We start from the raw sequence: 25,123 nt of genomic DNA on the forward strand, positions 1-25,123 counted from the left end.
GCGCAGCCGGACACAGTCGTTCGAATATCGTACAATGCGGCCTCGACGCCGCCATCATGGGAAGTGGAAATGCAGCAGGATCCTTCGTCGGACCGTGTGGTGAAACGCGTCGTGGTCGCAGGAGGCGGCACCGCTGGCTGGGTAACCGCCACGGCGCTGGCGCGTCATCTGGGGCGGCTGATCGATGTGACCCTGATCGAATCGGAAGAGATCTCGACCGTCGGTGTCGGCGAATCCACCGTGCCGACTTTCAAGAGCTTCCATGACCTGATGGGGATCAAGGAGGACCAGTTCATGGCCGCCGCGCAGGCGACCTTCAAACTGGGGATCGAGTTCAGGAATTGGGGCCGGGTTGGCGATCGCTACATCCACCCCTTCGGCACGATCGGCACGCGCGTTTCCTGGATGGCGGAATTCCACCACTTCTGGCTGCATGCAAAATCGCGGGGGTTTGGCGGCGAACTGGGCGAATATTGCCTGGAATGGGTAGCCGGAGAGGCCAACCGCATGTCGGTGAACGCCGCACCGAACATGGGCTATGCCTATCATGTCGATGCCACGCGCTACGCCCGCTTCCTGCGCGGCATTGCCGAGCCGGCCGGCGTGAAACGGATCGAAGGCAAGATCCGCAATGTCGATCTCCATCCCGAAAGCGGCTTCATCGATGCGCTGACGCTGGAATCGGGAGAGCGGATCGAAGGCGACCTTTTCGTCGATTGCACCGGTTTCCGCTCCCTGCTTCTGGGGCAAGCCCTCGGCGTTGAATTCGAGGATTGGGGGCGCTGGATCACCACGAACAGCGCCGTCGCCGTCCAGTCGCGATCGTCCAACCCGCCCCAGCCCTATACCGGCGCTTACGCGCACGAGGCGGGCTGGCGCTGGAAGATTCCGCTACAGCACCGTGAGGGCAACGGCATCGTCTTCTGCAACGAGTTCATGTCGGATGACGAGGCACGGGCAAAGCTGTTGGCCGAGATCGACGGCGAGCCGACGATCGAGCCCTGGCTCCTGCGCTTCAAGACCGGCATGCGCGTGAAGAGCTGGTTCCGCAATTGCGTGGGCCTGGGCCTTGCGGGCGGCTTCATCGAGCCCCTGGAATCGACCAGCATCCACCTAATGATGGCGGCCGTCACCCGGCTGATCCAGGACTTCCCGTTCAACGGCTGTAACGAAGCGCTGATTGACCATTTCAACGAGAAATCGCGCCTGGAATTCGAATCCATCCGCGATTTCATCATTCTGCACTATCACGTCACCGAGCGGGACGATTCCGCCTTCTGGCGCCGTTGCCGGACCATGGAAATTCCCGATTCCCTGAAGGAACGGCTGGACCTGTGGCGCGAAGATGCGCGCGCCTTCAAGCTGGAGGACGAGCTTTTCCGCGTCGACAGCTGGACGTCAGTCCTGCTCGGCCAGCGCCTCGCCCCCCTTGGCTATCATCGACTTGCCGAGATGATGCCGGACGCGGAGCTGCGAGGCCATCTGGATCGGATGCGATCTGAAATTTCCAAAATCGCCGCAAATATGCCGACCCATCCAGACTTCATCAGGTCCTATTGTCCGGCCGAGGCGTTCTGACGATCGGACCCGAACCAGCCCTGATCAATCAGGGCTGGCAGGAGTGGCGCATAGGCGGGGACGGAGAGGCCACTTCGCCCCGCCCAGTCCTCCAGTTCCACGTCCTGAAAGATCACGAAAGTATCAGCCGCTTTCCCCAGCACCTCCTGAAGGATATCGGATACGCCGTTGTAGAGCGCCCTTCCGCGCCCAAAAGCAGCGGTCCCGCCCATCTGTCCACTTTGAGGATCGACGGGTGGTTTGCGAGCAGAGACCTGCTAGGCGTGTTGCCATGACCAACAAGCTAGCCGGTATCGTCGAGGTCGATGGACTTCAATATGAATGGGAGCTCCGGAGCGAGCCGCAGTGGAGTGACTTCGATGGCTGGAGAGGCATGACAGTTGCATTGCTCCGCAAACACACCCAGCGCGGCGCCTTGCTGGAGTTTCCCCCGCCGAAGCGCTTGCTAAAAGGAATGCAACGAGGGCGCCTTCAGATCGGCGACGCGATTGTCTCTCGGGGAATCCGGGCAGCGTTGCTGGCTGGGTGGGAACCCGATTCTCGGGGCAAGCCCATGGTTTTCACGGTCGATGCTGACGGCAACTAGGCAATGGCTGCCGCAGCGGGTCAGATGAGGGCGGCTTGCGTTCTGTCAAAACCAAGGGGTAGCGAGCTGATTTCGAGATAACTGGAATGCCACCGAAGAACGGGTATCCCGAAGCCTGAAGGCAGTTATATGCGTGGTTGAACGGCTGCGCCCCCTCCGACACGCCCCGTTTTACGTCATTCGCAAGATAACTTATAACTACGAAAACCAACCAACAGGCAGAGAGAATGACGATTTCTTCAAGCGACGAGCAACGCGAGCATTTTGCCTATTGCGTCCAACTCTTTGGAGGCACCACTGCTTTCTCGCGGCGCCTCAACATAGATGAGCGGGCTATCCGACGTTTCATAAATGGCGAGCGGCCTATTGGCGCCGGTCTCTTGGAAGACACTGCGAAGGCATTGCGCCTGCTCATCAGTGACGCGACGGATGCAGAAAGCGAGATCGCGACGATGTTGAGCCGTGGGCCGAACACTCCGTCATAGGGCGCAGGCCCGCCGTGGATCGCGACGCCGGCCGACCAGTCAGAGATGCTGACCATGCATGCCCCGCCCGGCTTGCCGACCGGGGTAACCGGACAGGGGGCTGGATGAAATCCGAGGGGCCCGGGTGAACTGTGCACAGGCGTTGGCGGGATGACATTGCTGACCTGCGTCGTCGGCTATAATCCTCTCAGCAGAATTCAGTCATAACTGCAGGAGAATACGACAATGAACAATTCCGACCTCGCCGAAAAGCTGGCTGCTGAAACTGGCGTCACGAAGGCTGATGCCAAGAAGGCCGTGGATGCGGTCTTCGTAGCGATCGCCGAAGCGGCGGCTGCGGGCGACGAAATTTCGCTGAACGGCTTTGGAAAGTTCAAAGTAAAGGACTCTCCGGCTCGCGAAGGCCGCAACCCTTCGACCGGCGAGACCATCCAGATCGCAGCCTCGAAGAAGCTGACGTTCGCCCCAGCTAAGGCCGTCAAGGACAAGTTGAACGGCTAAGCCAGCACTTTGAAAATGGGACGGCACGCCGCCACCAGCGCCGTGCCGTCCTCTTCATGGGCCGCCGACATCTGCGCCACGAGATCTTGTGGCGGAAAATACCTTACTACAACGCGCGCTATCCCAGGGGCCCCGGAGGTTTGCAGCCACGATAGGCCCGGGTTGCGGTTCGATTGCCCCTAGTTCGACGTTCGGATTAGTCCGCGCGCCTTGGGCAAGGAAGGATTGCCTTCCCATCGCGGGTCGCCACCGTGATGATCGCAGAGGCAAGATGCACTGTTTGCTCGGGTGAAAGTGGTGACAGTGCTTCCATGATGTCGTTCACGTCGCCGCAGGTCGAAGGCTTGATCGGAATGGACATTCGGGCGGATAACGCCTCGTCGATCAATGGGCGCAACACGTCATCCGACACGCCGGCGATCTCCTTGCCTTCCGATTGACCCAGTTTGAGAAACGCTGATTTCGCCATGGGCCACGCCGCAATCTTACGGTTCTCAAACTGCGTCGCCAGGCTGGGCAGTGAGGTACGAATGTAGCTGTCGGCAGGCAAAACGGAACTGCACTTCTGCGCGACCTGGTCGAGCACCTTGGGCAGAAAGTAGGTGATGATCCCGTCCATTTCCGGCTTGGTAATGCAGCTTGCCGGATCGGCCGCCTGCGCCGTGGTCGTCACGCAAAGCGCCAAGCTGACGGCGACTGCCGAAATGATCTTACGCATGGAAATGTGCTCCCTGACGATGTGTTCTAGCGGCGCTTGCCGGCCTGAGGCTCGGCAACTTGCCGCAATCGGGCTGTCAAAATCGAGGATGGATGGGGCGCCAGTCCCTGCCGAGGTCATGATGCCGTGCTTGAACTGATTTCAGATCGTCGGGAGCTACGGCGTTGAATTCTTTATCTCCCCGGACGAAAGGCTGCCTAGCTGCTTGAGGCATCCGGCCCGGAAAATCCACACTGGATTACGCAGTCAGGCACCCTCCAAAAACCGTGCCGGCTGCCTAATTACAAAATGGAATTGCTCTCGATTTGGAATATAAATTCGCGGCGTAACCGTAACTTTGGCGGTCAATTTGAGGAGCCTAGGATGATTGCTAGGCGTCGTCGCTCTATATTGTATGCTGCAACGCTTCTTGCGTTGAGCGCGGCTATTTTGCCTCTGATCTGTGTTTCGCTGCTCTCCCGAGAGCGCGCGCACAAAGCCGAGCGCGCACATCTGGCGCAATACGCTGGCTGGACCCTTGAGCGCGCAACCCTCACGCTGAGCAACGCCCAAGCTACGTTGAAGCAGCTGGAGCAGGAAGGTTGGGTTGGCTGTTCACCGGCGCACATCGCCCGCATGCGGCAACTTGCCTTCGATAATCGATTTATCGACCAGGTTGGCTATTTCAACGATGGAAAACTTACCTGCACGAGCTGGGGGACGGTGTCTCACTCGGTTCCCGAACAAGCACCAGAACATCCGCTTCCTGGCGGTTTTGCCCTGCAGCTACAGGTCAATCCTCTGGTCAGCCAAGGTCACCCCGTGATCGGGCTGGTTCTTGGCGATCATAGAGTGTTGATCAATCCTCAGCGCCTGGTCGACGTACTTCGCGATGGTGAAATGGCGCTGGGGGTTGCCACTCTCGATGGCCGGCCGATCGCTATTTCAGGCCACGTGGATAACAGCCTTATATCTGCGATGGCGCACCATACCGGGTCCGGTATGGACGATCGCAATATGTTCGTATCAACGAGCGGGGCAGGCTTGATGGCCTTTGCCGTCTCCGACCGCGGAGAGTTTGAGCGACGCCTGCGCCGGGAGTGGTTGCTGCTTGTGCCGACCGGACTGATTGTGTCGGCAATTCTCATCGGGACCATTGCCTGGGTCTCCCGCCAGCGGCTTTCGCCTGAGAATGAACTGGATTTCGCAATTCGGCACCGCAAGCTGATTGCCCACTATCAACCCCTCATAGAGTTGCAGAGTGGACGATGCGTTGGCGCCGAAGCGCTGGTGCGTTGGAGGCGCCCCGGTCCCGACCGCATGCCACCCGAACTGCTGATCCCTCTCGCGGAAAGAACGCGCCTGATCGAAGCGATTACCGACCTGATGATAGAATGCGTGGCAGAGGATCTCGCAGGGATGCTCGGCGCTGGGCTCGATGTACATGTAGCCATCAACATTAGCGCGAATGATATGGAAAGCGGGCGTTTCCTGCCCAACCTGCATGCGGCGTTGCAGCGGTGGGGTATACCGGCAAGCCACATCTGGCTCGAGGCGACGGAGCGTGGCTTCATCAAGCCCGAACTGGCGTGCGCCACTATCGAGCGCGCCCGAGCGGCAGGGCATGCGGTTTCGATCGACGATTTTGGTACCGGCTATTCGGGGCTGTCATTGCTCGAAGCGCTCCCGGTCGACACGATCAAGATCGACAAATCATTCGTCGATACGATAGGCCGAGGCGCCGCGACCAGCGTCGTCACGCCGCACCTGATCGATATGGCGCACAGCCTCAATCTCACCATAGTCGCCGAAGGTGTCGAGTCGCCTTCACAAGAAGCATACCTACGCTCGGCCGGTGTAGAATTTGCGCAAGGATGGCTCTACTCACCCGCACTGTCGGCCGAGAACTTCATCGAGTACTGCCATCATTTGAATGACGGACCGAACTGATCGGGTGAATGCCCCTGCTTCAGGTCAGCAATTGGAAGAGGGCAAGCCGCAACGATACCGGCCCCCCTGTCAAACGCCCGCGGCCGGGCCCACCGCACGGTACCGATGCAGGTCAGCCTGGGCACCGGTCAGAACAGGCCGTCGTCGAAATCGTCATCATCGTCGAACAGGTCGACCGCCGGCGCGGCCTCCTCGCCGGCGTTGGGCACGAAGGCGCGATGCACTTCGCGTTCGCGGGCCATCGTATAGCGCGCGGCGATCGTGCCCAGCAGGTCGCCGAGCGGGGCCACGGCCTCTTCGGGCACATCGGCACATTCCTGGCCGAGCAACGCCAGGCGATCGGCAATTTCCAGCAAGGGATCGCCGACTTCGGCCTCGCAATCGATCCTGGCGGTCGTTTCCTGAAGGATTTCCGCCACCGCCGACGCGCCATGGTCCAGTTCGGACAGCCCGCGACGCATGCGCTGGCCACCGTCACGGATGCAATCCAGCGACTCCTTCAGTGCCTGCCCGGCGTCCACCGGCTCGTCCTCTTCGGTGCCGCCAATCGTCGCGGCGGCAGCAGTCAGCCCGTCGAACGATTGCGCGATGGCCGAGGCGATCGTCGCCAGGGTGGCGGCAAATCCGCGAATCTCGGCGGCCACCACTGCCAGTCCGCGCCCCTCCGTACCCATGCGATAGCAGCGCAGATCGGTGTTCCACGCCATCTGCTGCACATCGCTGGTGATGCGATGGACCGTCGCCAGTCGCTTCGCGAGGTTGCGCGCCGTGGTGGAGGCCACGTTGCTGAGCCGGTTCGAGCGCGCATCCGCCTCCCGCAGCCGTTCGGTCACGCTGGCCACTTCGACAACGCTGGTTTCCAGCATCTGCAGGAACACACCCTCGCCGTCCGGCTCGTCCGCGTTCTCACTTACGCGCAGTTCCAGCAGTGCCGCCGCGTTCGGGCCGATGCCGCGCAGGCTGCTTGTCAGCAGGCGCGCCTCGTTCCGGAAAATGTCCAGCGTGTCCGCCGCCTGCGCCGCCAGCAGCGCCGTTGCGTGGCCGGCAATGATCTCCAGAATATCCGGCGCCAGGTCCGACGGCGATTCCAGAAACGTGTCGAGGTCAAGCAAACCATCGGCCACATGCTCCAATCGCTGCCGGGTAATGTCGCCCACTTGCAGCGCGCCCAGCGCGGTTCCGACCTGGCTGCGGATGCGCCGCGCGACATCGGATATCTGCACCGCGCGTTCGGCAAGGTCCACCTGATGATCCTGCAAGGCAAGCGCATCGTCCGCCAGCTTGCACGGTACCTGCGGAACCACCAGCGCACATTCGGCCGCAAGCTGATCCTCAACCTCGAACATGCCCGGCACGGCCTCGGCCAGCCAGCCGATCTCGCGCGAGATGCTTGCCATCTCCTCTTCGCCAAGGTCGATCTTGGCGAACATCATGTCCGCAAAGCCGGAGAAATCGCCGGAACCTGCGGCCGCAACCTTGATGTTGAGGCCGCAGATACGCAGGAAGCTCAGCGTACGGTTGACCTGATCGATCTGCCCCGACAGCGCGGCACTTGCCTGCTCGATCGAGACCAGCGCCTTGCGCCGCGAAGACTGGATCACGGGCAGGCGCATCAACCGGTCCGCGGTGCCGCGCATGTTGTCTACCGCCGCCTCTGCCGCATCGCGCTCGAAGGCGTTGGTGACGCTCTCCAGTGCGCCGATCAGGGCTTCGACGATCTCATAGGCGCGGGCAAGCGCCGTTCCGGCGGCAACGAAGCGCGCATCCAGCCCGCTCGCCACAGTGGCGAGCGCGTCGCGAAGCTCCATACGCGCAGGCGCGGCCTCAAGGGAATCCTCGGAGATGGTGGCGAGAAACAATGCATCCTCCAGACCGGACGTTGCCGGATCGTCCGAGACGGGCTCGGGAAAACAGATGGTGGTCATCGAGCAGTGGCTGTCAGCACTTCACGGGCAATGGAGCCGAGCGGGATCACCCGATCCGCTGCCCCGCGCGCAATCGCTTCCTTGGGCATGCCGAACACGATCGACGTCGCCTCGTCCTGCGCAAAGGTTCGCGCGCCGGCCTGCTTCATTTCCAGCAGCCCGCGTGCGCCGTCGTCACCCATGCCGGTCATGATCACGCCAACCGCGTTCGATCCCGCGGAACGCGCGGCGGAGCGGAACAGCACATCCACCGAGGGGCGATGACGCGAAACCAGCGGGCCGTCCTTCACCGCCACGCAATAGCGCGCACCTTGCCGTTCCAGCATCAGATGCTTGCCCCCCGGCGCGATCAGCACATGGCCGCGCAGCACCGGATCGCCGTCCGCCGCTTCCTTCACGTCCACTTCGCACAGACCGTTGAGCCGCTTGGCAAAGGCGCGGGTGAAATTCTCCGGCATGTGCTGGACGACGACGACGCCCGGTGCGTTGGCGGGGAGTGCCTCCAGCACTTCGCGCAGTGCTTCCGTCCCGCCGGTGGAGGCGCCAAGGCAGACCACCATCTCGGTCGTGCGGCTCATCGCGCGGCCGCTGGGCGGGGGCAGCACGGCATCGGCGGTCAGTTTTTTCGGCGGACCTTCCGGCCTGCTCTCACGCACCGGCGGGCGGCCGCGAACGCGCGCGCGGGAGGCGCCCTTCACAACGTCGCGGATCTGGAGATTGTGCTCGGCCAGATGATCGGCCACGCCGATGCGGGGCTTCAGGATCACATCCACCGCGCCCGCTTCCATCGCCTGAAGCAGCGTTTCGGAGCCTTCTTCGGTCAGCGACGAGCACATTACCACGGGCACCGGGCACTGCGACATCAGCTTGCGCAGGAAGGTGATGCCGTCCATGCGCGGCATTTCCACGTCCAGCGTGATGACGTCGGGCACTTCCTCCTGAATCCGGCGCGCGGCGCTGAACGGATCGGGGGCGGCGCCGATCACCTCGATCTCCGGATCTTCCTGGAGGATCGCGGTCATCGCCTGGCGGACGCTGGCGGAATCGTCGATGACGAGGACGCGGATCTTTTTGCCCATCAGCATCGCCTCAGCCCTTCCGGAACACGGTGTTGGCCACCTGCGTCAGCGGCAGGTCATGCCCGGTGATCGATTCCGAATGGCCCAGGAACAGATGGCCCCCCGGCTTCAGGCAATCGACCAGTTGCGCCACGACTTTGCGCTGCGTGGGCTTGTCGAAATAGATCAGCACGTTGCGGCAGAAGATCAGGTGCATCGGCTCACCCACCGGATAGTGATCGTCCATCAGGTTGAGCCGGGCAAAACCGATCGCACTGCGCAGCGCAGGCACCATGCGCACGTCGCGCCGCTTCGGATCACGCGAAAACATCACGTATTTGCGCTGAAGGGCGGGCGGAACCGGGTCTACCAGTTCCGCAGGGTAGATGCCTGCGCGCGCGGTATCCAGCACATCGGTGTCGAGATCGGTAGCCAGAATGCCATAGCTCGGGCCGCCGCTGGTTTCGGCATGATCGTCCAGCACCATGGCCAGCGTGTAGGGTTCAGGACCGGTCGAACAGGCCGCGCTCCACGCGCGGATGCCGCGCACGCCGCGCGCCGCCATCTCGGGCAGGATCACATTGCTCAGGTAATCGAAATGGCCGGGCTCGCGAAAGAAATCGGTCTTGTTGGTGGTCACCGCGTTGATCAGCGCCAGCCCTTCGGAGGGCAAATTCTCGGGCGTGAACAGCAGGTCGCAATAGGCATCGAGCGTTGTCGAACCGGTTGCCCGCTGGCGCCGACGCAAGCGGCCTTCCAGCATGGTCTTCTTGCTTTCGGGCATCTTGATGCCCGACTCTTCGTAGATGTAAGCCGCCAGCCGCGCAAAGTTGCGCTTGCTCATGTGATCGCCAAGCGGCTGCACGGCGGACGAACTGCGTGTGGCAAGGGCGGCTGCGGACATCGTGGCGGCTTTCGGAATAGAAGAAGGGTGGGCGCCCGCGCACGGGCGCCCATTTCGCAGGGGAAATCAGGCGGGCTGCGCGGCCGGGATCGCCATGGGGGCAGAGAACTGGGCAACATCCTCGGTCGTGAAGATGCGCGCCATGTCCACCAGCACCGTGAAGCCTTCCTCGCGCTTCACCACGCCGCCGATATAGTCGGACGGCCAGCGCACGCCCACATCGGGCGCCGCGCTCATCTGGTCGGCGCGGAAGCTGGTGACCTCGATCACGCGGTCGACCACCAGTCCCAGCACCAGCACGCGGTCCTCCAGCGGGATATCGACCACCAGAATGCGGGTCGCCGGGGTCGGCTCCGCCGCTGGCAGGCCAAGCCGCAGGCGGAAGTCGATCGTGGTGACGCCCTCCCCGCGCATGTCCGTCAGGCCAAGCAGGTAATCCGGGCCGCCCGGAATGCGGAAGGTTTCCCGATAGTCCAGGATCTCGCGGACCAGTGTCACCGGCACCGCGAAGATCTCTGCCCCAAGCCCGAAAGTTACGGCCTGGATTTCCTGCGCGCTCGTCATGCGTTCTGCATCCCGAAGGCGTCGTCGTGGTCGTCCGCGCCACCCATGGTGAGATCGAGCGCGAAGCCGTTCGGACGGGCATGGCCGTTGGTGGCCGGACGCTTGGCAGCACTCTTGATCGGGGCCCTGAACGGAGCCTTTGCCGCCACCTTCGCCGGTGCCGGCTTGTGCTGGGCCGGAGCGGAGCGCGCGTTGCTGGCCGAGCGGCCAGACTTGCCGGCGTCGTCCACCTGGAAGTAGGCCATGCTCGCCTGAAGTTCTTCGGCCTGTGCGGCGAGTTCTTCCGAAGTGGCCGAGATTTCCTCGGACGCGCCGGCGTTCTGCTGGGTCACCTGGTCAAGCTGCTGGATCGCCTGATTGATCTGGCCGGCACCGATGTCCTGTTCGCGGCAGGCGGCGCTGATTTCGGAGATCAGTTCGGCGGTGCGGCGAATGTCGGGCACGAGGCGCGACAGCATCTCGCCCGCTTCGGTGGCGGCATCGACGGTATTGGACGAAACCGCGCTGATTTCCGCAGCGGCACCCTGGCTGCGTTCGGCCAGCTTGCGCACTTCGGACGCGACGACCGCAAAGCCGCGACCATGCTCGCCCGCACGGGCCGCCTCGACCGCCGCGTTCAGCGCCAGCAGATCGGTCTGGCGGGCGATTTCCTGCACGATGCCGATCTTCTCGGCAATCGTGCGCATCGCACCCACAGCGCGGTCGACCGCGATGCCGCTGGCTTCGGCATCCTGTGCCGACTGGCGGGCGATCTTCTCGGTCTGCGCCGCGTTCTCGGCGTTCTGCTTGATGTTGGCCGACATCTCTTCCATCGACGCCGATGCCTGCTCGGCCGCAGCCGCCTGCTCGGTGGCGCCTTGCGAGACCTGTTCGGAAGTCGAGGACAGTTCCTGACTGCCGCTGGCCACGTTGTTGGCGGCCACGGTAGCATCGCCGACAACCCCGCGCAGCCGCTCGATCATGCGAACCAGCGCATGGCCTAGCTTGTCCTCATCGGACAGCGGCTTGTGCGTCACGGTCAGGTCGCCGTCGGCGATCTTGTCGGCCAGACCGGCGCTGACGCGCAAGTTGGCGGTCATCTTGTTCACGGTATCGACCAGATCCTTGATCTCGTCGTTCGAGGTGACTTCGACGTCCTGATCGAGATCGCCGATGGCGACCGCGTTGATCACGGTGCTGACACGGCCCAGACCGCGCGAGACGATCAGCGAGATCCAGACACCGCCGGCCAATGCGCCGAGGATGGCGATGGCGGCCACGGTCAGCAGCGTATAGCGGGCCGAGGCGTAGAGCGCGTCGGTATCCGTATCGACCTGCTTCATGTCGTCACGGGCGCGATCGACAAGGGCATCGGCCTGCTTGTTGACGCGGTCCAGCACGGCGCGTGCCGGGCCAAGCGCCAGGCGTGCGGCTTCGTCGTTCTGGTTCGCGCGCGCCAGTTCGCGGATGCGCGTATCCATCGGCTTGAAGTTGTCGAGCGCGGTCCGCATGTCCAGCCAGGTCTGACGCGTATCGGGCGTCGACGCTGCCTCACCCTCTTCCACCAGACGATCGAACTCGACGATCGCGCGCGAAACCTTGTCGTCGAATTCCTTCAGCTGGGATGGGTCGTTCGTCATCGTCATGCTGCGCTCATTGCGCGACAGCGTGCCGAACACGACCTGCACCTTCTGCGCACGGTCGAGACGCGCGGCGGGGCCGGAAATCAGATCGGTAATCGCCGTGTTCAGAGTGCTGAGACGGCTGAGGCTGACGCCGACAAGCACGGCCAGCAGAAGCAGGATTATGCCGAACGTGACGCCCAGCTTCATTTTGATGGTTGCACGCATGGGGAAATGTAGCCTTGGAAACCCAGATTTGGGGTGAAAGACGGGAACCGTTCGGATCAGGCAGCGTGGGTGCTGAAGGCCTCGTCCTCGCTATCCGGACCGCCGGTAGAGAGATCGAGCGCGAAACCACGGGCACGGGCCTGCTGGTCGGAAACGGTAAGGGAACGTGTGGAACGTACCGGCTGCGCGGCCTTGCGCGCCGGAGTCGTCGCCGGGCGGACCGCCATCGGCGGCACCTTGCGGCGGACCGGGGCATCGCTGACGCGGAAGTAGGCGATGGAGGCTTGAAGCTCCTCCGCCTGCGCGGCGAGTTCTTCGGACGTCGTCGAAATCTGCTCGGAGGCGCCGGCGTTCTGCTGGGTCACCTGATCGAGCTGCTGGATCGCCTCGTTGATCTGCGATGCGCCGATGTCCTGTTCGCGGCAGGCGACGCTGATTTCGGAGACCAGTTCGGCGGTGCGGCGAATGTCCGGCACCAGTTTCGACAGCATCTCGCCCGCTTCGGCGGCGGCCTGCACCGTCTCGCCGGAAACCGCGCTGATTTCGGCGGATGCCTGCTGGCTGCGTTCCGCCAGCTTGCGCACTTCGGAGGCGACGACCGCGAAACCGCGCCCATGTTCCCCGGCACGCGCAGCTTCCACTGCCGCGTTGAGAGCAAGCAGGTCGGTCTGGCGGGCGATTTCCTGGACGATACCGATCTTCTCGGCAATCGTGCGCATCGCGCCGACTGCCCGGTTCACGGCGACGCCGCTCGATTCCGCGTCCTTGGAGGACTGGCGCGCGATCTTTTCGGTCTGCGCAGCATTGTCGGCGTTCTGCTTGATGTTGGCGGCCATCTCTTCCATCGAGGCGGAGGCCTGCTCGGCTGCAGCCGCCTGTTCGGTCGCGCCTTGCGAGACCTGTTCGGAATTGGCCGAAAGCTCCTGGCTACCGCTGGACACGTTCTCGGCCGCAACGCCGGCATCGCCCACGACACCGCGCAAGCGCTCGATCATCGTGTTCACATGGCCCAGCAGGTCGCCGATCTCGTCATCGGAGCGAATTTCCACCGTGCGCGTCAGATCGCCATCGGCAACCCGGCTCATCGCATCGCCGGCGGTCTTCAACCCGCGCGAAATCAACAGTGCCAGATAGGCCGCGGCCGCGACGGTGATCAGGAACGCCGTCACGCCCATGGCGATCATCAGCGTGCGCGCCGAATTGTAGGTGACTTCGGTATCGTCGTCCGCCTTGGCCATGGTCTGCTGTTCGACCTGCACCAACTCCTCGACCTTCGCGGTCACGGCGTGGGCACGGTCGCGCGATTCACCCATGGTCAGCGCCACGGCGGCGGAATGGTCGGTCCTGCTGAGCGCCGCGACTTGCGCGTTCGCCGGCTTGAACGCGTTCCACTGGTCGCGCAGTTGCGACCACGCCGCACGCGTTTCAGCCGATGCGCCGGCATTGCCCTGCTCGACAGTCTGCTCAACCTTATTGCGCCATGTCTCGATCTCCGCGTCGAGATCGCGACGCGTGGCAGGATCGTCGGTCAGCGTGAGATTCTTTTCCGCGCGCACCATCATGCTGACACCGCCGTCGATGCTGCGGGCGCGGTCCAATTGCTTGGCAGGGCCGGTGACGAGATCGCCGATGGCGTCGTTCAGGATCGTAAGGCGGGAAATCCCGACCAGGATCGTTGCGGTCATGATGATCAGGAGAAGCACGAAAGTGCCCCCCAGCTTCAGCTTGATGGTCGCGCGCATGTTGCCCCCGGCTCAGTGAAGTGTGGATGGCTGGGCGGCGGCGGAATCCGCGCTGCCAACCAGAGAATGGAAGATCGCGGCCAGATCGGGCAGGACGACCACGCCGTCCTGCCGGCGAACCAGTTCGCGAACGAAATCGCGGCGCCAGCGCATGCCGACGGCGGGCGGTTCCTCGCTGGCGGCGCGTTGCAAGGTCGCCACTTCGTGCACCTTGTCGGTGCGGATGCCGATCTGGACCGTCTCGCCTTCAGCTTCCGTCTCGATCACGACGATACGGCTGTCCACGGTCGCTTCGGCCGCAGGCATGGCGAAGGCCAGCCGCAAGTCTGCAATCGGAATGATCTTGCCGCGAAAGTTGACCACGCTGCCCAGCAGCGGCGCCGCGCCGGGCACGCGGGTTTCGGGCAGGAGGTCCAGTATTTCGCGGACCAGCGTGGCTTCCAGCGCGAAAGTCTCCTCGCCCAGATTGAAGGTCAGCACTTCGAGATTGCCGGCGGCGTCCCACTGGGTCGCCGTCTTTTCGGGGATCAGGTCGCTCATGGGCTTATCCGGCGGCGCGAAGCCGCTCCTCCTGGTTCTGACCAAGCATGACGAGCTGGGCGACATCGAGGATCAGGGCGACGCCGCCATCGCCCAGGATCGTCGCGCCGGCGAACGTCGCCACGTCACGGTGCAACGGGGACATCGACTTGATGACCGTCTGGTGGCTGCCGATGATCTGGTCCACCACCAGACCCACGCGCTCGCTGCCGGTAGCGATGACGACGATCTTCTGGTGCGGATCAGGCCGCGTGCCGGTGTCGAAAATCTCGCGCAGGCGCAGGAACGGCACCAGCCGGTCGCGCAGCGTGATGAAGCTGCGTCCACGTGAGCGCAGGTCTTCCTCAAGGCTGAGTTCGAGGCATTCCTCCACCGCGCCCAGCGGGATCACATAGCGCCCCTCACCCACGCGCACGAGCAGACCGTCGATGATAGCCAGAGTCAGCGGGATGCGCAGCACGACGGTAGAGCCCTCACCCGGTACCGAAGTGATGTCGATGGCGCCGCGCAGGCTTTCGATCGTGCGCTTGACCACGTCCATGCCGACGCCGCGACCCGACAGGTTGGTGACTTGCGCCGCCGTGGAGAAGCCCGGATGGAAGATCATCTGGAGCAGGTCGTGATCGGAAACCTGTTGGCCGGGCTGGATCAACCCTTGCGATTCCGCCTTGGCCCGCACGCGGGCGCGGTCGATCCCGCGGCCATCGTCGCGGATGGTGATCAGCACCTCGCCGCCCGCCTGATGCGCGGAAAGATGGACTTGCCCGGCGGCCGCCTTGCCGGTGGCAAGGCGATCCTCGGGCGTTTCCAGCCCGTGGTCGCAGGCGTTGCGGATCAGATGGACCATCGGATCGGCCAGACGCTCGATCATGGTCTTGTCGACTTCGGTGGTCTCGCCCTCGGTCGAAAGCTCGATGGTCTTGCCGGTCTCGCGCGCAAGGTCATGGACCAGGCGGCGGAAGCGGCTGAACAGGCTGGCCACCGGCACCATGCGCAGCACCATCATGGTATCGCGCAATTCGCCAGCAAGACGTTCGATTTCCTCGGAGATCGAGCGCAGCGCCAGTTCGCTGCCCACGGCCGAACCATGGCCGCTGGCAAGCTGCGACAGGCGGCTCTGCACGATCACGAGTTCGCCAACGCGGTCCATCAGCTCGTCGAGCCGCTCGGCGGGAACGCGCACGCTTTCACCGGGCGTCGCGTTCGTCTTGGCACCTGCATTGGCAGGGACGCGATTGACGGAAACGTCCTGCACGGTGGCAGGAACCTCTGCGACCGGAACTTCCTCAATAGTCTCGGCGGGACCCTGCGCAATCGCATCGCCAAGTGGCTCGATAGTCAGTTCCATGTCGTCCATCACGAAGATGAAGACATCATCGATATCGTCGCGAGAGATATCGCCGCGCAGTTCGACGTCCCAGCCGATGTGGCATTCGGTCGGCACCAGATCGACCAACGGCGGAACCGTGTCGGTTCGCGCGACGATCCGGCAGTCACCCAGTTCGCGCAGTTCGTCCAGCAGCATCAACGGGTTGGTGCCGTTGGCCATGGCATCGGCGGGAAGGCGGAAGAACAAGCGCCAGCCGCCGCGCACGGCTTGTCCTGCTGGGGAAGTCGGTACGGGAGACGCGGCAGAGCCGGAGGCCTCGCCCGCACCGCCGTCAATCGCAGCCTGAAGCTGCTCCAGGATCGCCGCACCCGTGGCTTCCAGCCCGGTACCGTCCCCCTCGAGCAGCGCGCGCATGTGGTCGCGAGCGGAAAGGATCACTGCCACCAGTTCCTGTGTCGCCGGCGCCAGCCCCTTGCGCACGCGGTCGAACGCGGTCTCGCAGTGGTGCGTGAATTCGGCCAGCGCGTCGAAACCGAACATCGCGCCGGAACCCTTGAGCGTGTGCAGCCCCCGGAACACTTCATCGATCAGCGCGCGGTCATCCAGCCGATGCCCCAGATCGAGCAGCCCGTGCTCGATCTGGTCCAGCAGTTCGCCCGCCTCGACGCGGAACGCCGCGACCGGGTCTTGCGTGCTCAACGGCCCAGCACCTTGCGCGAAACCTTGATCAGCTGTTCGGGCACGAAGGGCTTCACCAGCCAGCCGGTGGCGCCGGCCGCCTTGGCCTGCTGCTTCATGGCATCGTCGCTTTCGGTGGTAAGGAAGATGATCGGCACACCGGCCTGTTCGGGCGCTTGTCGCAGTTCACGGATCATAGTCAGCCCGTCCATATTGGGCATGTTGAGATCGGTGATGATCAGATCGAACCGCTTGGCAGCCGCTGCGGCAAGACCCTCCACGCCGTCGCCTGCCTCGGTGACGTCGTAGCCCGCGCCGGTCAGTGCGATGCGGATCGCCATGCGCAGGCTGGGGGAATCGTCGACGGTAAGGATAGAGGCAGTCATTGCGGCAGTTCTCCATGGAACCAGAATTCAAGGTCCCGGGGGGTGAGGTTCGTCAGGAAGCCCGCGCGGTCGAGCAGTGCGGCAACGGCCCCGTCGGCAGGCTGCGCCAGGCGCAAGTCGCGACCCGCGCGCGCCCATTGTTCCCGCGCGGAATAGACAATCTCCACAAACGCAAGATCGACTTCGACAAGTTCCGACAAGTCCAGATCGACATCTTGCTCAGCGGAGAACAAGTCGAGCAGATTTTCCGAGAATAGATGTGCAGATCGCACCGTTACTGTATTCGAAACTGTTACGACCTGGCGCATAGGGTCCTCGCGGATTTCGCCCATGAGTGCGACCGTGTCGGCGCGGGGGGCAGCCTCCTAAATTCTAGAGGAAACCGCGCGCATACGGACTTTGGAGTTCGGATTTTTTTTCGCATAAGCCTGCGGACGGGCAACATGTGCGCAACGATTGCATGGTCAGTCGCCGCCAACCTTGCACAATGGCGTTGCTTTCATCCGCGAGCCAGCCTGTGCCTGCGAGGCCGAAGCGTTGATGCAGAGCACCCCTGTGGTCGGCCCCACTGAGTGGTCCGCGTTGTTTGTTAGTGTAAGATCGCATGCGGCGCCATGGGTGGCCGTAGGTGCAGCGTAGTGGAACCGGAGGGCACCCATGGCGGCGTCGCCGTCTCCGGGGCCGGCGGCGATACCGCACCGAGCTTTGCGGTCTGACGGTGTTGTGGTGCGGTCGCCAGGCGTCGATCAGGATCTTTGCCTCGGCCAACGAGCAGAAGATCTCCCCATTCAAGGGCTCATCACGCATCGAGCCGTTGAAGGATTCGCATTAGCGATTCTCCCATAGGCTGCCGGGGGTGATGTAGAGCGTCTTCACGCCGATCTTCGCCAGCCACTGTTGCGCGGCATTGGCGATAAATTCAGGACCGTATGTGCGCCGGTGGGCCGCGCGTGACAAACAGCTCGGCCAGCGCCGCCAGCACATCCTCGCTTCTGAGCCGCCGCGCCACCGGCAGGGCTAGGCATTCCCAGCCGGCCTCGTCGATGATCGACAGAATGCGAAACTTGCGGCCATCATGCGTGCGGCCCACGACAAAGTCGTAGGACCACACGCGCCCCGGATACTCCGGCCGCAGCCGGATGCACGATCCATCGTTCAGCCAAAGCCGTGAGCGCTTCGACTGCTTCTGCGGCACCTTGAGCCCCTCGCGCCCCCGCGCAGCCTCCTGCAGAATCAGCTTGTCCAGCGTAAGGTCCGATACGGCCGGACGCAGCCGGGCATTCTCCTGCTCGAGTTCCTGCATCCGCCGGGCCTGGTCCATTTTCAGGCCACCATACTCCTTGCGCCAACGGTAGTAGCTCTGTTCGGTAACGCTGATCCGGCGGCAAGCACCGCCACTGTCCCGCCATGCGCCAGCACGATCTCCGCCTCATGCAGCTTGCCGATGACCTCCTCGGGCTTGTGCTTCCGCGCCATTCCATTTCTCCTTCGTGGTCCAGACTATGACAGTCGATGGGCCACTCAGAAGGGGGCAGATCAATTAACCGTATCTCAGTCGACGAACTGGGTCTGTCCCAATGCTGGTGTACGCCGACAGTTCTCGATCGAGCATAAGGCGCGGGTATGGTGTGGGACGGCCACCTGATTCGGATAAATCCAGATAGCGTTTTTGTGATACGTCCGTAGATGGAAGATTAAACTTGCAAGTACAATTTCACAATGAGCATAATTTAATATTATTATAAATATGTACTTTTGTTATCTCGGGAGCCGATGCCCGAGTCGGCAATGTCATGCAGGCCGAGAATTTCAGTTCGTGCATCTCCAGCTCTATCGAAGGACAAAACAGCGCACCTCAAGCGCGTTGGGCTGCGCGTTGCGTGTCGAGACGTTTCATCAGAACGACGCGACCATCACCACTTTTGGACCTCGCAGCTTGTACCGGATCCGATCATCCCAATCCTTTTCGTCCTTGCGCAACTGATAGTCGACATAGCGGTAAATCGAGCCTGAATCGGTGCGCTCAACTTTACCCGGATTTGTATTGGCTGGTGGGTCGCGATGGGTGTCTGTCGTGAACGAGCGCCAATCCTTGTCATCGGTGTGCCCTGAACGAGGAGCTACTCTGAAAGCGTCAAAGGGACTAATCGTAGGCCAGAGGGAAATAAGCCGATTTCGACGTGTCGATCCCTGCCCAGAACCGTCTCCGGCAATGCCGGTAACCGGGATTGAATTACCGCGATCGAGCTTGTGAAAGTTGTTGCCAACGATCATCTTGCCAATGTCTCCGGCTGGGATAACAGACAGCACTTTGTCGTTGTCGAGCACGAGGTCCGTTTGAAAATCAATGCCGGCGCTGATCGTGCCTGTGTCCCCGATTGCCGAGCGCAAAGCGATATCAAGCTCTGGAATGTCGCTTACTGCGACCGGCCAATAGGCATTCCCAAGTGTCTGCGCCTGGACAGGGGACCGCCAGGCCACGAGCGCACATGCCGAATAGATCAGCCCAATGGCCAAGCATCGTAGAATTCCTGAACTTGGTTCGGCCATGAAGAAGGAAACTGCGGGCCAATGGCCTTGCTGGTAGCGGAGTATGCCAGTCCCATCCGACATTGTTGTCTTCATGATCGGCTCCTGCTCGAGACCATCAGGCGATAGTCAGCGCGGCCGGAGGGGGGCGATGAATATGCACCAACGACTTTGAGAGAAGAAGTACCAAGGTTATTGGCAAGAACGGGAGCGCGGCTCTCCCAGGGGCGGAGCCGAACATTTCCCGCATGCTCGTGAACAAGTAGTAGCGCGCGCACGATGAGTTCGCCCTAAACGCCGACTCGGCAACAATACAACTCCGAAGGAAAAATGTATATCAGGATCACCCTGCTGTCTGGATCAGGGAAATCCCGTAGTCTGCTTTCCGGGCAGATACGTCGCCTACTTCACTTTACTTTCTCCTCGAAGGCACCGACATTTTGCTTGCCGCTCCCGCGGTAGAACTCCGCGGTTGACTGAGGATGCCAAACTGGCGCTATCAAGGATCCGCATGAGAAAGTCGTCGAAAGCAGATTCCTGACTTTCTTCTCCTGGAAGAAGCGGACATCGTGGTCGACCGGAGGGCATTATTGTTCTGTTCTGCAAATATCGTTACAAAAAGTCGCAACAGGTGGAATATTCGTTGTCTTCAGCGAGAACGAATATGACGGGTGTCGGTCGGCCGCAGGAACGGGTGCTTTTCCTTAGTGATGGCGAGCGCCAAGAGTTGGGGCGGATCAGCCGTTCCCATTCCGCTCCGCGCAGTGTGGTTCGTCGTGCGGAGATCGTTCTGACCTCAGCCGATGACGAGACAAACACTGCCATTGCGCGCCGGCTTGGAACCACGAACCCATAACGAAGAGAGGGTAGCGCAGTTGCCGCGCGCGGTTCTCGAGAGCAAGCCTGCAAACGGTACGCATTGGACAGTTCGCTCCGCCGCGGTGGCCACGAGCCTGTCCAAGACCACAGTCGGGCGCATGTTGGCGCTCTTCGGCGTTCAGCCGCATCGCTCGAAGAGCTTCAATCTCTCGACCGATCCGCGGTTCGTCGACAAGGTCAAGGATATCGTCGGCCTCAACCTCAATCCGCCGGACCAGGGAGTTTCCTGTGCGTTGATGAGAAAACGCAATTCCAGGCGCTGGAACGCACGCAGCCCGTGTTACCGCTCGGTCTTGGATATCTCGAAGGCGTCACGCACGACTATGTCCGGCAAGGCACGACGACCTTGTTCGCCGCCCTCGATATCGCGAATGGCCAGGTTCTCACTCAGTGTCGCGCCCGTCACCGGCACCAGGAATTCCTGGGTTTCCTCAAGCACATCGAGGCGAATGTCCCGTCTGACCTCGACGCTCATCTGGTGGTCGACAACTATGCCGCGCACAAGCATCCCAAAGTCCGCGCCTGGCTTGCCGCGCGACCGCGCTTCCATGTCCATTACACGCCGACTTATGCGTCTTGGCTCAACCAGGTCGAGCGCTGGTTTGCGCTCCTCACCCAACGCCTGATCCGTCGCGCTTCTTTCGTCAGCGCCAAGAACGTCGTCGATAAAATCAACGCCTTCGTTCAGGCATACAATGCCAACGCGAAATGATTTGTCTGGACAGCCACAAGCGAGGCGATCCTCGAAAAGGTCGAACGCCTATGTAAGGCTATTTGCGGGATAGGGCGGCCCTGACCCCTTCCTTGCAATGGGTCTCATTGCTGCCATCCGGGGATTCCGCCTCCCCGCTAAGGGGAGGAGGATGCCGTTCATTTCCGCACAGTCGCGATCGCACCTGAGATGCCGACGTTTTCCGGCGTGCCGCTGACTGTGGAGCCGTTTACGTAGAACGTGCCGGCCAGTTCCTGCGCATCGGATCCGAAGAACTGCGCTGTAAGGCTACCCAGGCTACTGCCTCCACGCGAAATGCTGCCCTGCAGGCTGGAGCCCCTCGCGGACATCTGTCCGGCCATGTCGTAGCTGCCGAAGTCGGCCCGTGCTCCCGAAGCCCGCTCGGTGCCTGCAAGCGCCAAGGTGCCCCCGAAAGTCTGCGCGCTGAAATCTACGTCGAGACTTGAGGTTCCCTTCACGTCGTAGCGCGTCGCACCCGTGCTGCCGAAGCCGGCACCATAGGCAACACCTTCGTATCTGCCCGTTCCGGTGCGTGCCGCCAGGAAGTCGCCTCCGGTGGCGAAGCCGTAGGTGAAATAGGAATCCTGCGTCAAAGCCCCACTGCCGGTTGCAGCCCAATGCCCGAAGGACGAGTAGGTCAGCGCCAGTTCGGTGTTCTCCGCGCCCGACTTGTAGAGTTCCAGCGTTACCTGCTCAGGACCGTATCCATTGTCTCCGGTCTTGGTGTAAGTGTTGAAGTTGGGGTTACGGCTTGCGATCTTCTCGTTGATCGTAAAGCGTCCGCCGACCATGTCCGAGGAATATCCCTGGAAGTCGAATGTTTCGGAGTTCAGCCACCGCACGGTGCTGCCGCCGGTTCCGGTAAGCGCGACTGACTGCTGGCCAGCGAGAAGCCCGGCAAAAGTCTGGGCGTCGGGTTGCTGGCTTGCGTCGCTCGATCCTACGATGGAGCCGACCGCCGCCATGCCCTGCGCATTTGCGGTCTGGAACGTGGCGCCCAATTCTTCGCCTTTCGGACCGTAGAACCGCCCCGCGATCGTCCCCGAGGACTGGCCATAGGAACTGCCGTAGACAGCGCTACCCTTGAAGGTCCCGTCTCCGGAAGACAGGGTGCCACCCGCGCGCAGTTCGATACCGCCGCCTGTTACGCCCTTGTCGGTAACCAGTCCGCTTTCCGAGCTGTAGGTTTGTGCAGTGAACACGCCCTGCGTGAAATCCACGCTGAATTTGCCACTACCCTGCATCGACATGGGTTCTTCGCCGGGCATCGTGACCACCCCGAACATGTCGATCCCATAGGCTGCGGCGCCGGTTCGCGGAACCGCTGCCGACGCCGTGGGCAGACCGTAGGTGAAACTCGAGAAGTCGGTTGACTGGTGACCGTCGGCAACGGTGTTGCTCTGCCAGTAACCCATGGCGACATACCGCTTGGCCGCTTGCCCGGTATAGGGCTGCTTCACCAGAGTCAGCGTCTCGCTGTGAGCTCCGTCTGAACGCCGATAGGAGGTGTCGTAGGCATCCTGCGAGTTGACGTCGGCGGCATCGAAGGTCTGGCTTCGTGCGCCGGTAACCAGTGCGTAGGAGCCGGCCGCGGCATCGTAGCGGATCGACAGGGTGGCGGCTTCGCTGCTCCCCTTGATCGCCGTCCCGGTCGCCAGATCCCAGGTTCCGTGCAGGGTCGCCGCGTCATTGGTGAACGCCTGGCTGACCTTCAGGTCGGTCATAGTCGTATTGGCTTTGGGAGTTGGCGTTGGAGTTGGAGTCGGTGTGCTCTGCACACCGCCGGAGCCGCCCCCGCAGCCCGAAAGCCACAGCAAAGCGACGGCGCTTGCCGCACAGTAACCGATCTTCATGTATGCCCCCGTTTCGTAATCGCGCCCGGCCCATGTCTTGGGCGGTGCATCAAGGTCAAGTCTCGATCGGCAATACGGGTTAAATTACTGAAACCGCCTTCCGGTTATGGAAACGACGGATCCGCCGTCTGGACAGCGATCTGCCTGCTGCGATAAGCGCGCCCCGAACGGGGGTGTACCATTTCAATTCGTCGACTGCTGATCGCGGTGATGCTGGCGGGCATCGCCGCCGGTGCTGGCGCGCAGGACAGCAATGGCCTGCACGCGCCGATTTCCGCAACCGAACATCTCTCCGCCGCGCAAGTCTTCGCCCTCGCCGGGCAGGCGCGCGACCGGGGCGATTTCGTCACCGCCGGAACTGCCTATCGCGCATTAGCGCAGGATCCCGATCTCGAAATGCGCACCGAAGCGCGCTTTCGCCTCGGCATGATGCTGGCGGACGATCTCAAGCGTTACAGCGATGCCGCGCTCGAATTCCGTCGCATCCTCGATGACAAGCCGGGTGCTACGCGGGTCAGGCTGGAACTCGCGCGCATGCAGGCGATGCTCGGCAACATGGCCGGTGCACGTAGGGAACTGCGGGCAGCCGAGGCCGCGGGACTGCCTGCGGCGGTGGAGCAGCTGGTGCGCTTCTATTCGCGCGCGCTCAACGCCCGCAAGCCGCTGGGCGGATCGATCGAGGTCGGGCTTGCCCCGGACAGCAACATCAACCGCGCCACGCGATCCGATACGCTGGGCACCGTGATCGGCAATCTCACGCTCAACGACGAAGCCCGCGCGAAGTCAGGCGTCGGCCTCGACGTGCAGGGGCAGGGCTATTTTCGTCTGGGTATCGAGCCCGGCACTGACCTGCTGGTGCGCGCTTCGACGGACGCCACACTTTATCGCGATACCGATTTCACCGACATCACTGTGGCGCTCCAGGCAGGGCCCCAATACACTTGGGGCGGCAATCAGCTGACGTTCTCGGCCGGCCCTTCGCGCCGCTGGTACGGGGGGCAGCTGTTCAGCACCACGATCGGCGGCGGCGTCAACTGGCAGCGCCCGGTGGGCAGGCGCGGACAAGTGCGGCTCGACGGCAATATCGGCCATGTGACCAACCAGCGCAACGCATTGCAGACCGCGGACGACTTCACACTGGCGGCCAACCTGGACCGAGCCTTCAGCGCGCGGTTCGGCGGCGGGTTGCAGATATTTGGTTTTCGCGAGGCGGCCCGCGATCCGGGTTATTCGCTGACGATGGGCGGAACCTCGGCCTATCTATTCCGCGAACTGGGTCGCACCACACTGGTAGGGACGCTGGGCTATAGCCACCTCGAGGCGGACGCAAGACTATTCCTCTATCCCGAACGGCGGGTCGAGGACCGCTACAGCGCTAGCATCGCGGCGACCTTGCGGGCATTGCATCTAGGCAGTTTCGCCCCACTGGTGCGCGTGAAGTGGGAACGCAACCGCTCGTCGATCGAGATCTACGACTATCGCCGCGTGGTCGCTGAGTTTGGTGTAACATCCGCGTTTTGAGGCTGCCACACCCGATCCTTGCGGACACTCGATGCATGGCCGGTCGGTCGGTCAGTTGGCCCATTGCAACGGGGTGTTTTCTGCGATCTGGAGGGAAAGCAGGCAGTGGTGCGGGGCCAACGTGCGGTCGTTCAGGTCCGCCTGTTGGTTGATGGCTCTACGGCAAGTTTTGAGTCTCGGGCTTGAACGTCGACCAGCGTCGGCTGGGCAGCGAACCATTCTCCCGTCATGGGTACGTCCAGGACCATGGGTGCGGTCATGCCCGTCAAGCGCAAAGCGCCGGTAAACGTGGTGGTTTTCCAATGACCATGCGGGATTGGCGATTGACAGCGCATGCCGGGCTTTGCCCATCCGCGCAGGCGCCCCAACTTCGTTGAGGCGCCGGTTTCATCGATGAACACGAACCGTTCGGGATCGAGTTCGGGCTGAGCCTTAAACCATGCGCGCCGCCGCGCGAGAACATCAGGCCGCTGCTGCTCGCTGGCGTGCGCGTTTTTTTGACCGTCATCGAGTGACGGTCGAGGAAATGCCAGATGGTGCTCGGTGCGAATGTGGCTCCATGCGCTGATCGTAGCATCGCGGTCAGCTCAACCAGCGCGATGTCCGCCTGCTCCTCGATTGCACCAAGAATGACATCGCGATGGGCTTCAATCCAACGTGACCGCATGTCGCCGCCTTGAAGCTTGGCGCGCCTAGATCCAGTTTCCCGCCATTCGCGAACCTCGCGGATCGTGCTCGCGGCAGCAACTCCAAAACGCTCGGCTGCAGCACGTCGAGATAGCCCACTATCAACCGCCGAAATTACCCGCGCGCGCAGATCCTTTGTGATGGACTTCGTCATGCCAGGCTGGCCTC

General features: G+C 62.5%; 22 protein-coding genes and 1 pseudogene. 7 read left to right on the forward strand and 16 right to left on the reverse strand.

Annotation, left to right across the window (positions count from 1 at the left end; all coding sequences use genetic code 11):
• Positions 1 to 69 precede the first annotated feature (69 nt).
• The gene (locus AC1VVM_RS21115) at positions 70 to 1,578 is read left to right on the forward strand and encodes a tryptophan halogenase family protein (protein WP_482957340.1); all 1,509 of its coding nucleotides are present in this window, start codon (positions 70 to 72) and stop codon (positions 1,576 to 1,578) included.
• On the opposite strand, the gene AC1VVM_RS21120 is transcribed toward AC1VVM_RS21115, so the two are convergent.
• Complete coding sequence (locus tag AC1VVM_RS21120) at positions 1,554 to 1,790, reverse strand: tautomerase family protein (protein ID WP_482957341.1); 237 nt, start codon at positions 1,788 to 1,790, stop codon at positions 1,554 to 1,556. The two genes, AC1VVM_RS21115 and AC1VVM_RS21120, sit on opposite strands and share 25 nt — an antisense overlap.
• Positions 1,791 to 1,849: 59 nt before the next feature.
• On the opposite strand from AC1VVM_RS21120, the gene AC1VVM_RS21125 reads away from it, so the two are divergent.
• The 3 genes from AC1VVM_RS21125 (at position 1,850) to AC1VVM_RS21135 (ending at position 3,150) form a co-directional block, all read left to right on the forward strand.
• Positions 1,850 to 2,164 (forward strand): hypothetical protein, encoded by a 315-nt coding sequence (locus tag AC1VVM_RS21125; protein ID WP_132390722.1) that lies wholly within the window; start codon positions 1,850 to 1,852, stop codon positions 2,162 to 2,164.
• A 227-nt stretch (positions 2,165 to 2,391) separates the two neighbouring features.
• Entirely contained in the window at positions 2,392 to 2,649 is a 258-nt protein-coding gene (locus AC1VVM_RS21130) for a hypothetical protein (RefSeq protein ID WP_482905703.1), read from the forward strand.
• Positions 2,650 to 2,856: 207 nt separating this feature from the next.
• Complete coding sequence (locus AC1VVM_RS21135) at positions 2,857 to 3,150, forward strand: HU family DNA-binding protein (RefSeq protein WP_279389727.1); 294 nt, start codon at positions 2,857 to 2,859, stop codon at positions 3,148 to 3,150.
• Between the two features lie 196 nt (positions 3,151 to 3,346).
• Here AC1VVM_RS21135 and AC1VVM_RS21140 read toward each other — a convergent pair whose 3' ends face one another.
• The gene (locus AC1VVM_RS21140) at positions 3,347 to 3,868 is read right to left on the reverse strand and encodes a hypothetical protein (RefSeq protein ID WP_482905704.1); all 522 of its coding nucleotides are present in this window, start codon (positions 3,866 to 3,868) and stop codon (positions 3,347 to 3,349) included.
• A 363-nt stretch (positions 3,869 to 4,231) separates the two neighbouring features.
• Between AC1VVM_RS21140 and AC1VVM_RS21145 the strand changes: the two genes are divergently transcribed.
• A complete protein-coding gene (locus AC1VVM_RS21145; RefSeq protein ID WP_482905705.1) occupies positions 4,232 to 5,797 on the forward strand; it encodes an EAL domain-containing protein in 1,566 nt (521 codons plus the stop codon).
• A gap of 128 nt (positions 5,798 to 5,925) precedes the next feature.
• Here the strand turns inward: AC1VVM_RS21145 and AC1VVM_RS21150 are convergent, their stop codons facing one another.
• From AC1VVM_RS21150 to AC1VVM_RS21205, 12 genes and pseudogenes are all read right to left on the reverse strand, one after another.
• Positions 5,926 to 7,722: a hypothetical protein gene (locus tag AC1VVM_RS21150; protein ID WP_482905706.1), complete on the reverse strand. Its 1,797-nt coding sequence runs from the start codon at positions 7,720 to 7,722 to the stop codon at positions 5,926 to 5,928.
• Complete coding sequence (locus tag AC1VVM_RS21155) at positions 7,719 to 8,801, reverse strand: protein-glutamate methylesterase/protein-glutamine glutaminase (RefSeq protein ID WP_482905707.1); 1,083 nt, start codon at positions 8,799 to 8,801, stop codon at positions 7,719 to 7,721. The genes AC1VVM_RS21150 and AC1VVM_RS21155 overlap by 4 nt, the downstream gene beginning before the upstream one ends.
• Positions 8,802 to 8,811: 10 nt before the next feature.
• Positions 8,812 to 9,624 (reverse strand): CheR family methyltransferase, encoded by an 813-nt coding sequence (locus AC1VVM_RS21160; protein ID WP_482957360.1) that lies wholly within the window; start codon positions 9,622 to 9,624, stop codon positions 8,812 to 8,814.
• Positions 9,625 to 9,750: 126 nt separating this feature from the next.
• The gene (locus AC1VVM_RS21165; RefSeq protein ID WP_482957342.1) at positions 9,751 to 10,248 is read right to left on the reverse strand and encodes a chemotaxis protein CheW; all 498 of its coding nucleotides are present in this window, start codon (positions 10,246 to 10,248) and stop codon (positions 9,751 to 9,753) included.
• Complete coding sequence (locus AC1VVM_RS21170) at positions 10,245 to 12,077, reverse strand: methyl-accepting chemotaxis protein (protein ID WP_482957343.1); 1,833 nt, start codon at positions 12,075 to 12,077, stop codon at positions 10,245 to 10,247. Before AC1VVM_RS21170 ends, AC1VVM_RS21165 begins: the two co-directional genes overlap by 4 nt.
• 56 nt (positions 12,078 to 12,133) lie before the next feature.
• A complete protein-coding gene (locus AC1VVM_RS21175; protein ID WP_482905710.1) occupies positions 12,134 to 13,819 on the reverse strand; it encodes a methyl-accepting chemotaxis protein in 1,686 nt (561 codons plus the stop codon).
• Between the two features lie 12 nt (positions 13,820 to 13,831).
• Positions 13,832 to 14,359: a chemotaxis protein CheW gene (locus tag AC1VVM_RS21180; RefSeq protein WP_132390740.1), complete on the reverse strand. Its 528-nt coding sequence runs from the start codon at positions 14,357 to 14,359 to the stop codon at positions 13,832 to 13,834.
• 4 nt (positions 14,360 to 14,363) lie between these two features.
• Positions 14,364 to 16,388, reverse strand: a complete 2,025-nt coding sequence (locus AC1VVM_RS21185) for a chemotaxis protein CheA (protein ID WP_482905711.1) — start codon at positions 16,386 to 16,388, stop codon at positions 14,364 to 14,366.
• Positions 16,385 to 16,753: a response regulator gene (locus AC1VVM_RS21190; protein ID WP_132390744.1), complete on the reverse strand. Its 369-nt coding sequence runs from the start codon at positions 16,751 to 16,753 to the stop codon at positions 16,385 to 16,387. Before AC1VVM_RS21190 ends, AC1VVM_RS21185 begins: the two co-directional genes overlap by 4 nt.
• Complete coding sequence (locus AC1VVM_RS21195; protein WP_482905712.1) at positions 16,750 to 17,085, reverse strand: STAS domain-containing protein; 336 nt, start codon at positions 17,083 to 17,085, stop codon at positions 16,750 to 16,752. The genes AC1VVM_RS21190 and AC1VVM_RS21195 overlap by 4 nt, the downstream gene beginning before the upstream one ends.
• Positions 17,086 to 17,342: 257 nt before the next feature.
• Positions 17,343 to 18,229: pseudogene (locus tag AC1VVM_RS21200) on the reverse strand (integrase core domain-containing protein).
• 420 nt (positions 18,230 to 18,649) lie between these two features.
• Entirely contained in the window at positions 18,650 to 19,378 is a 729-nt protein-coding gene (locus tag AC1VVM_RS21205; RefSeq protein WP_482905713.1) for a hypothetical protein, read from the reverse strand.
• An 823-nt stretch (positions 19,379 to 20,201) separates the two neighbouring features.
• Here AC1VVM_RS21205 and AC1VVM_RS21210 point away from each other — a divergent pair.
• Positions 20,202 to 20,873: an IS630 family transposase gene (locus AC1VVM_RS21210; protein WP_482957344.1), complete on the forward strand. Its 672-nt coding sequence runs from the start codon at positions 20,202 to 20,204 to the stop codon at positions 20,871 to 20,873.
• Between the two features lie 158 nt (positions 20,874 to 21,031).
• Here the strand turns inward: AC1VVM_RS21210 and AC1VVM_RS21215 are convergent, their stop codons facing one another.
• Positions 21,032 to 22,618 (reverse strand): transferrin-binding protein-like solute binding protein, encoded by a 1,587-nt coding sequence (locus AC1VVM_RS21215; protein WP_482957345.1) that lies wholly within the window; start codon positions 22,616 to 22,618, stop codon positions 21,032 to 21,034.
• 339 nt (positions 22,619 to 22,957) lie between these two features.
• Here AC1VVM_RS21215 and AC1VVM_RS21220 point away from each other — a divergent pair, with 339 nt between their 5' ends.
• Entirely contained in the window at positions 22,958 to 24,268 is a 1,311-nt protein-coding gene (locus AC1VVM_RS21220; protein ID WP_482905715.1) for a surface lipoprotein assembly modifier, read from the forward strand.
• 265 nt (positions 24,269 to 24,533) lie between these two features.
• On the opposite strand, the gene AC1VVM_RS21225 is transcribed toward AC1VVM_RS21220, so the two are convergent.
• Positions 24,534 to 25,109: a helix-turn-helix domain-containing protein gene (locus tag AC1VVM_RS21225; RefSeq protein ID WP_482957346.1), complete on the reverse strand. Its 576-nt coding sequence runs from the start codon at positions 25,107 to 25,109 to the stop codon at positions 24,534 to 24,536.
• Between the last annotated feature and the right edge of the window lie 14 nt (positions 25,110 to 25,123).

The sequence above is a fragment of the Novosphingobium sp. BL-S-33 genome (assembly GCF_056857025.1).

Coding starts and splice junctions, on each gene's coding strand:
- AC1VVM_RS21115 (WP_482957340.1), top strand. CDS start 70: ATGCAGCAGGATCCTTCGTCGGACCGTGTGGTGAAACGCGTCGTGGTC.
- AC1VVM_RS21180 (WP_132390740.1), bottom strand. CDS start 14,359: ATGAGCGACCTGATCCCCGAAAAGACGGCGACCCAGTGGGACGCCGCC.
- AC1VVM_RS21170 (WP_482957343.1), bottom strand. CDS start 12,077: ATGCGTGCAACCATCAAAATGAAGCTGGGCGTCACGTTCGGCATAATC.
- AC1VVM_RS21175 (WP_482905710.1), bottom strand. CDS start 13,819: ATGCGCGCGACCATCAAGCTGAAGCTGGGGGGCACTTTCGTGCTTCTC.
- AC1VVM_RS21155 (WP_482905707.1), bottom strand. CDS start 8,801: ATGGGCAAAAAGATCCGCGTCCTCGTCATCGACGATTCCGCCAGCGTC.
- AC1VVM_RS21120 (WP_482957341.1), bottom strand. CDS start 1,790: ATGGGCGGGACCGCTGCTTTTGGGCGCGGAAGGGCGCTCTACAACGGC.
- AC1VVM_RS21205 (WP_482905713.1), bottom strand. CDS start 19,378: ATGAAGACAACAATGTCGGATGGGACTGGCATACTCCGCTACCAGCAA.
- AC1VVM_RS21190 (WP_132390744.1), bottom strand. CDS start 16,753: ATGACTGCCTCTATCCTTACCGTCGACGATTCCCCCAGCCTGCGCATG.
- AC1VVM_RS21160 (WP_482957360.1), bottom strand. CDS start 9,624: ATGAGCAAGCGCAACTTTGCGCGGCTGGCGGCTTACATCTACGAAGAG.
- AC1VVM_RS21195 (WP_482905712.1), bottom strand. CDS start 17,085: ATGGGCGAAATCCGCGAGGACCCTATGCGCCAGGTCGTAACAGTTTCG.
- AC1VVM_RS21165 (WP_482957342.1), bottom strand. CDS start 10,248: ATGACGAGCGCGCAGGAAATCCAGGCCGTAACTTTCGGGCTTGGGGCA.
- AC1VVM_RS21150 (WP_482905706.1), bottom strand. CDS start 7,722: ATGACCACCATCTGTTTTCCCGAGCCCGTCTCGGACGATCCGGCAACG.
- AC1VVM_RS21140 (WP_482905704.1), bottom strand. CDS start 3,868: ATGCGTAAGATCATTTCGGCAGTCGCCGTCAGCTTGGCGCTTTGCGTG.
- AC1VVM_RS21215 (WP_482957345.1), bottom strand. CDS start 22,618: ATGACCGACCTGAAGGTCAGCCAGGCGTTCACCAATGACGCGGCGACC.
- AC1VVM_RS21225 (WP_482957346.1), bottom strand. CDS start 25,109: ATGACGAAGTCCATCACAAAGGATCTGCGCGCGCGGGTAATTTCGGCG.
- AC1VVM_RS21130 (WP_482905703.1), top strand. CDS start 2,392: ATGACGATTTCTTCAAGCGACGAGCAACGCGAGCATTTTGCCTATTGC.
- AC1VVM_RS21125 (WP_132390722.1), top strand. CDS start 1,850: ATGACCAACAAGCTAGCCGGTATCGTCGAGGTCGATGGACTTCAATAT.
- AC1VVM_RS21220 (WP_482905715.1), top strand. CDS start 22,958: ATGCTGGCGGGCATCGCCGCCGGTGCTGGCGCGCAGGACAGCAATGGC.
- AC1VVM_RS21145 (WP_482905705.1), top strand. CDS start 4,232: ATGATTGCTAGGCGTCGTCGCTCTATATTGTATGCTGCAACGCTTCTT.